The sequence below is a fragment of the Shewanella fidelis ATCC BAA-318 genome, from assembly GCF_000518605.1.
Taxonomy (GTDB): Bacteria; Pseudomonadota; Gammaproteobacteria; order Enterobacterales; family Shewanellaceae; genus Shewanella; species Shewanella fidelis.
Map to the genome: position 1 here is coordinate 21,708 of NZ_KI912461.1, position 14,264 is coordinate 35,971.

The window sequence follows — 14,264 nt, forward strand, 5'->3', positions numbered from 1 at the left end:
TAAAGTAGACTTTTTAACCTTCTGGCGAACAATCATCGTCATAAGCGGTTATTTATGCAAGATACCCTACAGAAAAAAACGTGAGATTGCTCACTATTTGCTGTGAAAATTGTTTAAAAGTGTTTAAAATACCTCGCATAAAAAGAAAATATAAAAAGTTACTTATCATGCCGAGTGGCATGGTTAGACAATTGCAGTAACGCCTAACCTTGGTAGGACTATCCATGACAAAAAGAACTATAACCGTTATCCCTGGTGATGGGATTGGCCCAAGCATTATCGACTCAGCATTAAAAATTCTTGATAAAGCCGGTTGTGATTTCGAATATGAGTTTGCCGATGCTGGCCTAGTAGCACTAGAGAAACACGGCGAACTTCTGCCACAGCGCACACTAGAGCTTATCGAAAAAAACCGCATTACACTGAAAGGTCCACTAACAACTCCTGTTGGTGAAGGCTTTACCTCTATTAACGTAAGCCTACGTAAACAATTCAGCCTATACGCAAACGTACGTCCGGTTCTGTCTTTTAAAGGCACACAAGCACGTTACGACAACATTGATATCATCACTGTACGTGAAAATACTGAAGGTATGTACTCAGGCTTAGGTCAAACTGTTTCAGATGATGGTGCAACCGCTGAAGCGACCAGTATTATCACTCGTCAAGGCGCTGAGCAGATCACGACTTTTGCTTATGAGCTTGCTCGCAAAGAAGGCCGTAAAAAGGTCACTATTGTGCATAAAGCTAACATCATGAAATCAACTTCAGGTTTATTCCTTAAAGTTGCTCGTGAAGTCAGTCAACGTTACCCAGATATCACTACAGAAGAGATGATTGTTGACGCTACATGCATGAAGCTGGTAATGAACCCAGAGAACTTCGATGTAATCGTAACCACAAACCTATTTGGTGACATCCTATCTGATCTATGTGCAGGTCTCGTTGGCGGCCTAGGTATGGCACCTGGCGCCAATATTGGTAGCGATGCAGCAATCTTTGAAGCTGTACACGGTAGCGCACCTGATATTGCCGGTAAGAACTTAGCAAACCCAACATCTGTGGTACTTGCTTCAATCCAGATGCTTGAATACTTAGGTATGTCTGATAAAGCAGAGCTTATTCGCAATGCAATTACCGCAGTAATTGAAGAAGGTGATCGTACTACACGCGATCTTGGTGGTACTCACGGTACAACTGACTTCACTCAAGCTGTGATCGACCGTTTATCTTAATCGCACTTATCCGGCTGAGTTAATTTAGTTGGATAATCAAAAAGACCCCATGTTTTCACATGGGGTCTTTTTTTATCTGTAACCAATTAATCTATAGTCGTTACCAAGGCTGTGTTGGTCGCAAGCAAAGATGCACAGTTACTTCATCACGATCATGGTAAAGATGTTTAGCCGCCATAGTGAAGTCATCTACGCCGTTTTCTTTTAAGATCTCAGCCATAGTTTCAAGAATGGTTGAAACTTCTTTGTAACGTGCTTTCATCGGTAGTTTAAGGTTAAAAATTGCTTCTTTAAACCAACCATTGATCGCCCATGCTTCAATAAGCTCTGCTACACGTGATGGCTTTTCAATCATGTCGCAAACTAGCCAAGTAATATTCTTTCTTGGTGGCTCAAATCTGAAACCATCAGCTTGATAGTGCTTTACTTGTCCGGTATCCATTAAACCTTGATCCATAGGTCCATTATCAACCGCAGCAACAAACATACCGCGACGAACTAATTGATAAGTCCAACCACCAGGGCAAGCGCCTAAATCAACCGCTTTCATACCACTGCTAAGACGGGTTTCCTGCTGGTCTTTAGGAATAAAGTGAATAAAGGCTTCATCCAATTTAAGCGTTGAGCGGCTTGGCGCATCAGCTGGGATCTTCAGCCTTGGGATCCCCATAAAGTATGGCGAACTGTTGTTACTCAATGAGTAGCCAACATAGGCTTGTCCAGAGCCAACAAAGCAAACATGAATAATTGGACGCTTAGGGTTTTCTTTCTCAAGCAGCGTGCCAGACTTTTTCAATGCTTGACGAAGCGGCACAGTGAACTTGCGGCAAAAGTTCGATAGCTCTTTTGCTTCGTTAGTATCAGGCGTTTCCACCCGTAACTCGCCTGCTTTATTGACTTGCTCTAGTGCAGCAACAATTGGACTAATTCTATCTTGCTCAGGTAAACCTTTTAGCAACTCTTTTGCAGCAAACATCTGTCTGGTAAAAATAAGAGAGTCTAAGCTGATATTTTTCGCCAAAACTTCTGCATCACCAGCTTGGAAGCATTGAAAAATCACATAAGCATCGTTGTTATTGGTTTTTACAAATCCACCAATATCGAGCTCAGCCGCACGCACTTGGATCTCTGCTGCGCAATCTTTCTCATAACCAGCACGGCAAAATAAAAATAGGTTTATCATTGAATTTCCTGAAGATAAAAATAGTATCAATTAAAGTGTCGCGACTAAATCTCTGACACATGCTTCAAAGCACCAAGCTCGTGCAATGAATAATTGATATAAAAAAGCGGCCAACAAAGTTGTTGTCCGCTATTTTACACTGTTCAAGCTTAGCTGTGTACTGTCTAATTTTTAATTATCAGCTAACAAGTACCTAGTCTAGTTCTTTAACTCTATTTCTCCACACCGCCAGTGCAATGAAAATCCAGCCAAGCAAGAAACATACACCGCCCATTGGCGTGACTGGACCTGTCCATTTGGCACCGATAAGTGCGTACATATATAGCGAGCCAGAAAACAGTACTATACCAACAAGAAACAAATAGCCCGCCCAATCAAGCAATCTAGACTTTATCCAATGTCCAGCAAAAGCCACCGCAATTAAGGCAAAGGTATGGTAAAACTGGTATTCGACCCCTAAGTTAAAAATCGCAATTAGTTCCGCTGGCGCGACATTTTTAAGCCCATGAGCCCCAAATGCCCCCAATGCAACAGCAATAAAGCCGCTTAATGCTGCAAGTAGCAAAAATCCCTTACGCATTGACCTCTCCCCTCTAAAATTAATAGTTGTAGCAATCAGATCCCCATAAACTGTTTAGCAACCGCAATCGCCTGCTCTAGGTTAGAGGTTAATGTGGCACCTGACGACTTTCTTGGTTTAAAACTATGATCACCATCAGTTAACCAATGCAGTTGCACTTTATCCATTGCCGGCCAAGTCTCAACTAAGCCTTTGTGGCCAAACTTATCGCGCTCCCCTTGGATTATCATAACCGGAGCAGCACAGCGCTCTATCGGCTCTAAACGCGGTTCGCCACCGCTTAATGGAATAAACGGATAACCTAAACAAATTACCCCATCAACTGGCATAGTTTCAGCCAATATGGCAGACATGCGACCGCCCATAGACTTACCTACAAGGAATATACGTTTAGGTTGAAATTGTTTGCTTAAGACGCTCAGCTGTAATGCATAATCAGCAATGAGCTTTGGCGCTCTATCTGGCGGCCGACGTTTCCCATCAAGGGCATTAGCGCGCATATAGGGAAAGTTAAAACGTGCCACCACAACATTGCTGGCAACAAGGCCATTTGCCATTGTTTGCATAAACTCATGATGCATGTTGGCACCGGCGCCATGGGTTAGCACGATTAAGGTGTCACACTCATTAGTGCCCTCGCCTTTATCTATCACGAATTGCTCGGCAGCAAACACTAAGTCATCTGCTTTCAATGCTGCGACGGCAGCAGCTAACTCGCCATCTAAATAAGCTTGCTTCAAGCTATCCTGTAAGCAGCTCACTGCGCGTCTCCTCTTCAAACATATCTAGCATCCACTCACGAAAAGCAGCAACTTTACCTATCTCAGCATGGTTCTGCTGACACACTAAGTAATATGCATTTTTACTGACTAAAACTTCAGGGAACGGACAAACCAGTCGACCAGCTTTAATATCTGGTCTTGCAAGCACACTGTAGCCTAACGCCACACCTTGACCATGAGCGGCTGCTTGTAGAACAAGCGAGGAATGACTAAATATTGGACCTTGGTTCACATTAATATCAGTAATTCCACATTGCCTAAACCAAGCTTGCCAATCTTGGCGGCTTGAGTCATGTAATAGGGTGTGATTTCGCAAATCACTTGGTTTTTCTAACGGCTTTGGACCATTGAGTAAAAGCGGCGAACATACAGGAATTAAGACTTCATTTCTTAGCTTATCGGCACGCATCCCCTGCCAATTTCCCATGCCATAATAGATAGCGACATCAACATCATCCGTTAACGACCCATCTTCGTCATCAACCGCTTTAATTCGTACGTCAATCTCGGGGTTTTTCTCACTAAACTTAGCAAGTCTCGGCACTAACCACTGAATAGCAAAGCTAGGCGAGGTCGCCACTGTAAGCGATCCAATCGCGCTTCTTGCTAGCAATCTATCTGTGGCATCAGCAAGTTGAGTAAAGATGTCTTTAATATCGAGAAAGTAGCTCTGGCCTTCTTCGGTAAGCAATAAAGAACGGTTCTTACGACGGAATAATTTTAATCCGAGATACTCTTCTAAAGCCTTAATTTGGTGACTCACCGCAGCTTGGGTAACAAACAGTTCTTCAGCCGCTCGAGTAAAGCTCAAATGCCTTGCTGCTGCCTCAAATGCTTTAACCGCATTCAGTGGAGGTAATCGTCTTGCCATAGTGATACAGATCCCGATTTTTTATTAGTTTTTCTAATGGCTATTGTTACATTTTATCGTTTGTAAAGGCCAGTCCTTTTGGTCAAAATTTGCGCCAACAAACAGACACTAGTTGGACAACCTCTACGACGTAATTGGGGAATGTCTAACAACCCGATTTTCAGCCTGGAGGCTAGCGCGTATGTTAAACCTAAAATCAGTATTTGTTCTTGCTATTCTTTCTGTCTCAGCATCAGCGATGGCTGACGATACCCAGATTAACACTAAAGATGTTGAAGCAACATTAACTGCTAACTTAGCAGAAAGTATGGAATTAATGCAGGAGCAACTCTCTGCAGAGCTAGATACTATACTGGCTATTGACGAACAAAAGAAGAACGAAGAGGCAACAGCTAAGGTATTACTCGCTGACTAAGCTCATTGTGCTTCTCCCTTTTTTAAGCCACCTTCAAGGTGGCTTTTTTATGCTTATGGCAAAACCTCTGTTGAATACAAAAAAGGCGACTTTTATAAGTCGCCTTTGTCATACTTTAACTAATCAGTTGCTGGTCACCACGATTAAGGGCGGTAAACCTTAACATTAGTGTAACCTTGCTCTTGCAGATAAAGCGCTTGCAGCTTGCTCATTACGCCGCGATCACAATACAGCAGGTAGTTCTTTTCTTTGTCTAAGTCGGCGAACTGAGTCGCTAACTTATAAAACGGAATCGCTTTCACCTCTACGCCTGCAACTTCAAGCGGCGACTTCTCTTCCTCTTCTGGCGCACGAACATCAATGATGATCTCTCCAGAGTTGATCGCATCTACGGTTTCAGTTTCAGTGATCTTAGTATCCATCTGCGCAGCAATCTCCCTAATATCAATTATTTCAGCGTTAGCAATTACACGATCAAGCAGATCTTCTGAGAACTTAGCTTCCTCGGCTTCAACTTTCGATAGTACCGCTTTAACGGTTGGCTTCTGTGAAATCACGCCACAATATTCAGGAATCGATTTAGCGAAATCCTCAGTACCAATTTGGCGACTTAAATTAATAATGTCTTGCTTATCCATAGCGATAAGCGGACGTAAAATCAATTGCTCGGTACTACGGTCAATAACATTCAGGTTGGTCAATGTCTGACTCGATACTTGGCCCATTGCTTCACCAGTGACTAGCGCTTGAATGCCCATTTTATCTGCTACTCGCGCTGCAGCACGCATCATCATACGCTTAAGCACTACGCCCATTTGACCGTTATCAACACGTTCTAGGATCTCTTTAACCACAGGATCAAAAGGAACAGAAATAAACTTAACTTTATGTGACTCACTGTATTTTTGCCATAAGTGATAAGCCACTTGTTTAACGCCGATCTCGTGTTGATCACCACCAAGATTAAAGAAACAGAAGTGGGTACGCGAACCACGTTTAATAAACTGGTAACTTGATACGCCTGAGTCGAAGCCGCCAGAGATCAACGACAGCACGTCTTCTTGAGTTGCCATAGGAAAGCCGCCCAAACCTTCAATACGCTTATCAATCAGATACAGTTGTTCATTATCAATCTCCAGATGAACCGTCATATCAGGATCTTTTAGGCGAACGCCTGCAGCTTCAGTAAATTGGTTTAAACCACCACCTACATAACGTTCAACTTCAATTGAATTAAAGTCATGTTTGCCGGCACGCTTCACCCGTACACAAAAGGTCTTGCCCGCAAGCTGATCTTTATACACAGCTAAAGTTTGCTTATAGATGTCATCAACCGAGGTAAAGGTGCTCACATTAACTTGCAGTACATGGGCAATCCCCGGAATACATGCTAAACGCTCTGCGAACGCTTCAACCAGATCAGGTCTATCATCAGGCACCATAACCATGATTTTGTCCCACTGGCGCTGCACTTTAGCGGTCTCATCGACTTTCTTCAGTACGTTACGAATGTTGGTTTCAAGCATTTTGGTAAAGCGCATTCTTACCGGCTTGCTTTTCATCATGATTTCAGGAAACAGTTTTACGATAAATTTCATTGGTCTTCCGCGAGGGGTTGTTTAAACAGCAATTGAGTGATTATAACAAGATCGAAAGCCAATTGCGTATAAGCAATCTCTGTTTGTCTCAACAAAAGCGTAAATATTGTAGTTTGCGCTCACTTATTAAGACCCATAAAAATAAAAACCCCCTATTAAGATAACTTCATAGGGGCCATTAAATGTTCAGATAAAATGATTATTGACTGACTTGGATCTCATCAGACTCTTTTGCTTTACCTTGCTCTATGGCAATCTCAACTCGTCGATTGCGTGCTCGGTTAGCTGCTGAGTCATTTTTCACCAGTGGATCCGATGACGCCATGCCAACTACCTTCATTCGCTGCTGATCAAAGCCTTTCACCTTAATTAGCTCATGGGCAACAGCGACTGCACGTTTACTCGAAAGATCCCAATTTGAGCTATAAAGTTCATTAGAGATATTCCAGTTATCTGTATGCCCTGATACTGTCACAATACCTGGCACATCTTTGAGTAACTCTGCAACTCGGCGCACTACAGGCTTAAACCTTGGTTGCAAAAAGCCTGAGCCGGAAGCAAATGCGCCCTTTTCACGAATTCGAATAATAATTTGTTGTCCTAACGATTCAATTTCAATCGCACCATCAACAATCTCTTTATTGAGCTCCTGAGCCATCTTTTTGACTTGCTCATTAATTTTATCTTGCGCCGATGCCTGCGTCTTAGTTAATTCAGTTTCCGCTTTAGCAGCAGACTCAGCCCTTACTTCAGCCTCTTTAGGCTCTACAGCTGTTGCCGAAGCTTGACCACCACGCTGCTCACCCCGTTGCTGCTGAATACCGCCAGCACTAGCGTCATCACCTTCTTGAAACTCAAGCATAGGTTCGGTCATTTCATTAGTTTGCTGATTAATCACTTCAATAGGAGTCGGCTCGGGTCTGCCCGGCCTAAACTCAAGCGCAATCACAGATGTGCCCTTGGGGATGTCTTTAACTTCAACCTTATTTTGCACCCCAAAAGCGTATTTCATTGAGCCCGCGATCTGCTTAAACTTCATCACGTCCATTTCTGAAAACGCGAGCAGTAGCACGAAAAAGCACATCAGCAGTGACATTAAGTCAGCAAATGTAGCCAGCCACATTGGCGCCCCCGGTGGAGGACAGTCGCATTTGACCTTTTTAGCCATTCGCTTACGCCCCGCCTAGGGTATCTATTTTACGTGCTTTCTCACTCAGATAATTTTTAAGGAAACCTTCAATAACTCGTGGGTTTTGTCCATCTTGAATGGCCAGTACCGCATCCATAATTAGGTTACGGTTAAGCATCTCTTCGCTCATACGTAACGCCAATTTATCAGCAATAGGTAACGCCACCATGTTAGCTATAACTGCGCCATAAAGGGTGGTTAATAATGCAACGGCCATTGCTGGGCCAATTGACTTTGGATCATCCATGTTCGATAACATGCCAACAAGACCAATCAAGGTACCAATCATTCCCATCGCGGGAGCAACGTCACCAATCGCTTTAAAGATCCCGATGCCGGTTTTGTGACGCTCTTCTGTCAGAGCAATATCTTTTTCTAGTGCATCACGAACAACATCACCATCGTGGCCATCAACCAACATATCCACCGCTTTTTGCATAAAGCTATTACTGATCTCAGCTTCCTCCAATGCCAAAAAGCCGCCTTTGCGCGCCGCATCGGCCATAGTGATAGATTGCTCAATAAGATCTTCAGGCTTATCAATTTTAAACATAAAGGCTTTAGCTGCGATCTTGGCAGAACCTAAAAACTGTTTCAGGTTGTACTTCATCATCACTACGAACATTGAGCCAATAAGTACAATTAAAATCGATGGCACATTGATAAAAATGGCGATACCACCACTACTGACCATCGCCATAATAATAAAGACAAATGCGCCAATAAGTCCGATTAAGGTTGCTAAATCCAAAACTGCTCCTCAAATACCTATCAATACTTAATTTATCGATAGTCTCGAATTCCGAATGCCCGATAAGATGATTGGAATAAATTCAGTAGCGACAATATTACGCCTTTTGCATTACGGCAAGTAAGATGTCACTAAACCTCTTTAGGGAGGCCATATTTTTGTGTTTCACACTATATAACGACCAAATAAAAGATCTCTTGAGTGATATTTTCCCGCAAATCCGTTTGCGTTTCCGTTAAAATAGTCGCCCATCGACAAGATGATGATCACTATCTTGTGATGTACAACTGATCGATAAAGCATATTTTGACGTATGCTTTATGTAGTGATTTGATCTATTTGATATTGAAAGCGTGCTTTTGCGCAAATAGTCAACGGCTTCATTTGACCCATGTGCCCTGCTGATATACTTTGTGTACCGCTTATTTCTAGGAATGAATATCGTGGCAAAAAAACCAGAAAATCTCTCTTTTGAAGATTCACTCTCCGAGTTAGAAAAAATCGTAACCGACTTAGAGCACGGCGACGTTTCCCTCGATGATGCACTGAAGCAATTTGAGCGTGGTATAAAACTTGTGCGCAATAGCCAAAATAAATTAGAAAACGCACAACAAAAAGTATCAGTACTTATGCAACAAGAGGGTGGTGACACTCTCAAACCTTATGATATTGAGGGTGAGTAATTGTTAGAAGAGTCACTAAAACAATACCAGCAGCGAATTAATCAGTTACTCGCTACACGTATTGATGCGCTAGCTGATATCGAGCCTAGCCTAAAAGCAGCCATGAAACATGGTGCGCTTATTGGTGGTAAGCGTGTAAGACCGTTTTTAGTGTACGCTATTGGCGACATGCTAGGTGTCAAACTTTCCACCCTAGACTCCTGTGCAGCTGCAGTTGAATGTATTCATGCCTACTCACTCATTCACGATGACTTACCGGCTATGGATGACGACGCACTGCGCCGTGGTCAACCAACAGTACATATTGCATTTAATGAAGCAACCGCCATTTTAGCTGGCGATGCATTACAAGCATTAGCTTTCGAAATTATCAGCGAGCCCATTGAAGATATCACTCCATCACAAAACCTAAGCTTAGTTAAAGCCTTAGCTAAAGCCTCTGGTTATAGTGGTATGTGTGGTGGTCAAGCGATGGATCTAAATGCCACCGACAAGCAGATTGAATTAGACACCTTAATTAAGCTACACAAACTAAAAACCGGTGCGCTTATTCGTTGTTCGGTCGAGTTTGCTATTATTGCCGCTAAAATTAATCAACAAGAACGACAAGCGCTGCTCGACTTCGCCGACGCTATTGGTTTGGCTTTTCAAGTACAAGATGATGTGCTCGATATTATCGCAAGCACAGAAGAGCTAGGTAAACCACAAGGCTCAGATACAGATTCAAACAAAAGCACCTATCCTAAGTTGCTTGGACTAGAAGGCGCCCAACAAACTGCAGCGAGTTTGATTGAGGACGCACTATCAGCGCTGGCTAAATTACCATACAATAGCCAGTTAATTGCAGAATTCGCCCGTTACATCATTGAGCGAAGAGTTTAATAAGAGACAAAGAATCTCAATATGAGTTTTGATATTTCTCAATTTCCTGTGTTAGCACAGGCTAATACGCCAGATGAGCTACGACAGCTCCCTCAAGCCGTTCTGCCACAATTGGCAGATGAACTTAGAGGTTTCTTATTGAAGTCTGTGGGTAAATCGAGCGGTCACTTTGCATCAGGTCTTGGCACGGTGGAACTGACCGTGGCCCTTCATTATGTTTATAACACCCCATTTGACCGACTCGTTTGGGACGTGGGGCATCAAGCCTATCCGCATAAAATATTAACGGGTCGCCGTGAAAAAATGCACACTATTCGCCAAAAAGGCGGTGTGCACCCATTCCCATGGCGCGAAGAAAGTGAATATGACACTTTCAGCGTTGGTCACTCTGGTACTTCTATCAGTGCGGCACTCGCTATGGCTGTTGCTGCAGAAAAAGAGCAAGCTGGTCGTAAGGTTGTTGCCGTTATTGGTGATGGTGCTATGACTGGCGGTATGGTGTTTGAAGCGATGAACCATGCCGGCGACTTACATAATGATATGTTAGTGGTGCTAAACGATAATGAGATGTCTATCTCTGAAAACGTTGGCGCACTAAACAACCATTTAGCTCAGCTAATGTCAGGCCGCTTCTATACCACTATCCGCGAGAACAGCAAGAAAGTGCTCAAAGGTATGCCTGTTATCAAAGAGATGGCTAAGCGCACTGAAGAGCACCTTAAAGGCATGGTAGTGCCTGGCACCTTATTTGAAGAGCTTGGCTTTAATTACATTGGCCCAATTGATGGCCATGATGTCGATGCGCTCGTTGAAACTATGCGCAATATGCGCAATTTAAGCGGCCCACAAATTCTGCATATCATGACCAAAAAAGGTCGTGGTTATGAGCCAGCAGAAAAAGACCCTATTGGCTGGCACGCTGTACCAAAGTTTGATCCGTCAACCTTTGAAAAACCTGCAGCAAAACCTGCTGACCCGACTTTCTCTGAAGTGTTTGGTAAGTGGTTATGTGATGTTGCCGAAAAAGATGAAAAACTGCTCGGTATTACCCCTGCAATGCGCGAAGGCTCTGGCATGGTTGAGTTCTCTCAGCGCTTCCCTAAGCAGTACTTTGACGCAGCCATTGCTGAGCAGCACGCTGTGACATTAGGCGCAGGATTTGCCTGTGAAGGTTATAAGCCTGTCGTCGCTATCTACTCCACTTTCTTGCAACGCGGTTATGATCAGCTGATCCATGACGTTGCATTGCAAAGACTTCCGGTTCTATTCGCCATCGACCGTGGTGGTATTGTGGGAGCTGACGGTCCGACTCACCAAGGTGCATTCGATTTAAGCTTTATGCGCACTGTGCCTAATATGGTGATTATGGCACCATCTGACGAAAACGAGTGTCGTCAAATGCTTTATACCGGCTATTGCTATAACGATGGCCCAACCGCAGTACGATATCCACGTGGCAGTGCCACCGGTGCAGAGCAAGTCGAAACCATGACGGCCTTACCAATTGGTAAAGGCTTGATTAAACGTCAAGGTAACAAGATTGCGATTCTAAACTTTGGTACCACTTTAGCCAGCTCGTTAGTTGCTGCCGAAGCACTCGATGCCACAGTTGCTGATATGCGCTTTGTAAAGCCACTTGATACTGAGCTAGTTAAGCAGCTAGCAAGCGAACACGATGTGTTAGTGACCGTCGAAGAGAACGCGATTATGGGCGGTGCTGGTTCAGGTGTACTTGAGTTACTACAAACCCTTAAGATACCAAAACCGGTATTACTGATTGGCTTGCCTGATGAGTTTATTAAACATGGCGCACCTGATGAAATCATCAGTGAGCTAGGCTTAGATGCTGCAGGCATTCAAAAGCAAATTGAAGATTTTATTGCTTAAATTAAAAAGGACTGCCTAGGCAGTCCTTTTTTATAACCCATGCTCAGCATCAGCTTAGATGGGCAGATGTTACAAGTTCACGATTAACCTTGTGAAACCATGACCATAGCAGGGCGTAATAAACGCTCATTCAAGGTGTAACCCTTTTGCATCACCATCATTACTGTGTTTGCAGGGAAATCGGCACTTGGCTGCATACCGATTGCTTGGTGCAATTCAGGGTTAAATGCATCACCTTGTGGGTCAACTTGAACTAAACCAAACTTCTCAACCGCGCTAACAAAACTCTTCGCCGTTAATTCAACACCTTCATAGATAGCTTTAGTCGCTTCAGCTTCTGCATCTGTACCTTGCAGTGCACGCTCCATGTTATCTAAAACAGGTAGTAATTCGTTGATAAACTTTTCTAACGCAAATTTATGCGCTTTCTCAACATCCATTGCAGAACGACGACGAATATTATCAACTTCAGCCGCTGCACGGATCACAGAATCTTTTTGCGCTTCAACTTTAGCTTCAGCTTCTTGTAATGCTTTTTCTAGCTCTTCAACACGGAAATTAGCTTGAGTTAGCTCATCCATCAAAGACGCTTCATCAGTGGCTTCTACGCCATTCTCGTTAAGCAATTCGCCTTCGACGATCTCTTCAACTTGGTTATCTTGTGCTTTATTTGTTTCGTTGCTCATTTTTGCTCCAGCTAAAAATGCTTTGTTTCTGCATGCTCTGGGCATATTATGGGGATCAAATTTGAGGTTTCAAGGCCTAAAGCTGGATCTAACATAAATTATGAGCAATACGTTTCACACAATTGGTCTCATCGGTAAACCTAACCATAAAGGGACGACTCAGACCTTAAAAAGATTGCACCATTGGCTGAGTATGCAAGGTTACAAAATACTCGTTGAAGAACGAGTGGCTGGTGAGCTTGGTCCTCTCGCCCATTCTGTCGAACTACTTGAAATAGGCAAACAATGCGACTTAGCCATCGTTGTTGGTGGTGACGGTAATATGTTGGGCGCTGCGCGTGTGCTTGCTAGATTCAATATTGGTGTAATTGGTGTAAACCGAGGCAATCTAGGTTTTTTAACAGATCTACCACCAGATTCATTTGAAGAAGCTTTGTCGAAAGTGCTCGACGGTGAATTTGAAGTTGAACAGCGCTTCTTACTCGAAGCTGAAGTACATCGCCACGGTGAGCTCAAATCAAGCAATACCGCAGTGAACGAAGCGGTACTTCATCCGGGTAAAATTGCCCATATGATTGAGTTTGAAGTCTATATTGACGATAAATTCATGTATAGCCAACGAGCTGACGGTATGATTGTTTCAACCCCTACCGGTTCAACCGCCTACTCGCTTTCTGCTGGCGGTGCAATATTGACTCCTAATTTGGCAGCAATGATCTTAGTGCCAATGTTCCCGCATACACTTTCTTGCAGACCTATTGTTGTCGATGCAGCCAGTATCATTAAACTCAAAGTATCACCACATAATGGTGATAACCTAGAGGTTAGCTGCGACGGCCACGTGCATCTCTCTGTATTACCAGGTGATGAAATCATCATTAAACGTAGCGAAGAAACCTTAAGGCTGATCCATCCAAAAGGTCATAATTATTTCCACGTATTGCGTACTAAGCTAGGCTGGGGCAGTAAGTTATTCTGACTCAGTGCTAACTGGCATATTTAAAATCCGATTTTTGAATAATACGCGAGTGAGTAAAGTTGCATACATAAAACCGACATCAGCCAGCTGTTGTCGTTTTTTTATTCTCATTTATTAAGTAAATTTCAAACAGCTGCCTGTTAGCAACATACTTACTGTCAATAAGACCATTCAGTGAGCCATAGAAACCTCGCCCACACTATGGCTACTCTAGAATCTGTAGTATTTACCATAAAACAGTAACTTATTTAAAAATCTTGCTATCGATGGCCTAGTACCACCAAAACCAAACGTGATGCACGTCACGGATGAGATATCACTTCTTAGGCTTGTTTTTCATCACAGCTGAAACATTTAGATCAAATTGGCACTTTTTCACGTCAAACATGCTACATAACATTAGCTTTTTGTACGAAATTAGCCGTTTTTTGGTAAAAACCTATCCCAAGCTACAATTAGCACTTGATAAAGCGCGATCGAGATCACATAAGTCGCGAAATGATAATTGTGACAGATCTCACAAATGGCATTATCCCTTGCTAT

General features: G+C 43.2%; 14 protein-coding genes. 6 read left to right on the forward strand and 8 right to left on the reverse strand.

The genetic code is table 11. From position 1 onward, the window contains the following. Positions 1 to 224 precede the first annotated feature (224 nt). On the forward strand, positions 225 to 1,235 hold the full coding sequence (locus L884_RS0119555; protein ID WP_028769072.1) for an isocitrate dehydrogenase: 1,011 nt from the start codon (positions 225 to 227) through the stop codon (positions 1,233 to 1,235). Between the two features lie 100 nt (positions 1,236 to 1,335). Here L884_RS0119555 and rlmM read toward each other — a convergent pair whose 3' ends face one another. From rlmM to L884_RS0119575, 4 genes are all read right to left on the reverse strand, one after another. Further along, positions 1,336 to 2,418 (reverse strand): 23S rRNA (cytidine(2498)-2'-O)-methyltransferase RlmM, encoded by a 1,083-nt coding sequence (gene rlmM / locus L884_RS0119560; protein WP_028769073.1) that lies wholly within the window; start codon positions 2,416 to 2,418, stop codon positions 1,336 to 1,338. 193 nt (positions 2,419 to 2,611) lie between these two features. Continuing rightward, positions 2,612 to 2,998: a DUF423 domain-containing protein gene (locus L884_RS0119565; RefSeq protein ID WP_028769074.1), complete on the reverse strand. Its 387-nt coding sequence runs from the start codon at positions 2,996 to 2,998 to the stop codon at positions 2,612 to 2,614. A gap of 35 nt (positions 2,999 to 3,033) precedes the next feature. Then, positions 3,034 to 3,651, reverse strand: a complete 618-nt coding sequence (locus L884_RS0119570) for an alpha/beta family hydrolase (RefSeq protein WP_245603175.1) — start codon at positions 3,649 to 3,651, stop codon at positions 3,034 to 3,036. 88 nt (positions 3,652 to 3,739) lie between these two features. Then, entirely contained in the window at positions 3,740 to 4,651 is a 912-nt protein-coding gene (locus L884_RS0119575) for a transcriptional regulator GcvA (protein WP_028769076.1), read from the reverse strand. Between the two features lie 181 nt (positions 4,652 to 4,832). Here L884_RS0119575 and L884_RS0119580 point away from each other — a divergent pair, with 181 nt between their 5' ends. Continuing rightward, positions 4,833 to 5,066 carry a hypothetical protein gene (locus tag L884_RS0119580; protein WP_028769077.1) on the forward strand — a complete coding sequence of 78 codons (234 nt, stop codon included), beginning with the start codon at positions 4,833 to 4,835 and terminating at the stop codon, positions 5,064 to 5,066. A gap of 143 nt (positions 5,067 to 5,209) precedes the next feature. Here L884_RS0119580 and thiI read toward each other — a convergent pair whose 3' ends face one another. The 3 genes from thiI to pomA all read right to left on the reverse strand — a co-directional run bounded on the left by thiI (position 5,210) and on the right by pomA (position 8,604). Continuing rightward, a complete protein-coding gene (gene thiI / locus L884_RS0119585; protein WP_028769078.1) occupies positions 5,210 to 6,664 on the reverse strand; it encodes a tRNA uracil 4-sulfurtransferase ThiI in 1,455 nt (484 codons plus the stop codon). 199 nt (positions 6,665 to 6,863) lie between these two features. Next, positions 6,864 to 7,832 (reverse strand): flagellar motor protein MotB, encoded by a 969-nt coding sequence (locus L884_RS0119590; RefSeq protein WP_028769079.1) that lies wholly within the window; start codon positions 7,830 to 7,832, stop codon positions 6,864 to 6,866. 4 nt (positions 7,833 to 7,836) lie between these two features. Beyond that, positions 7,837 to 8,604 carry a flagellar motor protein PomA gene (gene pomA, locus L884_RS0119595; RefSeq protein WP_028769080.1) on the reverse strand — a complete coding sequence of 256 codons (768 nt, stop codon included), beginning with the start codon at positions 8,602 to 8,604 and terminating at the stop codon, positions 7,837 to 7,839. A gap of 443 nt (positions 8,605 to 9,047) precedes the next feature. Between pomA and xseB the strand changes: the two genes are divergently transcribed. The 3 genes from xseB to dxs are packed head-to-tail and all read left to right on the forward strand — an operon-like array spanning position 9,048 to position 12,056. Continuing rightward, positions 9,048 to 9,287, forward strand: coding sequence for an exodeoxyribonuclease VII small subunit (gene xseB, locus L884_RS0119600; RefSeq protein WP_028769081.1), 240 nt, complete (start codon positions 9,048 to 9,050; stop codon positions 9,285 to 9,287). Further along, positions 9,288 to 10,169, forward strand: a complete 882-nt coding sequence (gene ispA, locus L884_RS0119605; protein WP_028769082.1) for a (2E,6E)-farnesyl diphosphate synthase — start codon at positions 9,288 to 9,290, stop codon at positions 10,167 to 10,169. Between the two features lie 21 nt (positions 10,170 to 10,190). Then, positions 10,191 to 12,056 carry a 1-deoxy-D-xylulose-5-phosphate synthase gene (gene dxs / locus L884_RS0119610; RefSeq protein ID WP_028769083.1) on the forward strand — a complete coding sequence of 622 codons (1,866 nt, stop codon included), beginning with the start codon at positions 10,191 to 10,193 and terminating at the stop codon, positions 12,054 to 12,056. 83 nt (positions 12,057 to 12,139) lie between these two features. On the opposite strand, the gene grpE is transcribed toward dxs, so the two are convergent. Continuing rightward, positions 12,140 to 12,742 (reverse strand): nucleotide exchange factor GrpE, encoded by a 603-nt coding sequence (grpE, locus tag L884_RS0119615; RefSeq protein ID WP_028769084.1) that lies wholly within the window; start codon positions 12,740 to 12,742, stop codon positions 12,140 to 12,142. A gap of 100 nt (positions 12,743 to 12,842) precedes the next feature. Between grpE and nadK the strand changes: the two genes are divergently transcribed. Beyond that, positions 12,843 to 13,721: an NAD(+) kinase gene (nadK, locus tag L884_RS0119620; protein ID WP_028769085.1), complete on the forward strand. Its 879-nt coding sequence runs from the start codon at positions 12,843 to 12,845 to the stop codon at positions 13,719 to 13,721. The last annotated feature ends 543 nt before the right edge of the window (positions 13,722 to 14,264 follow it).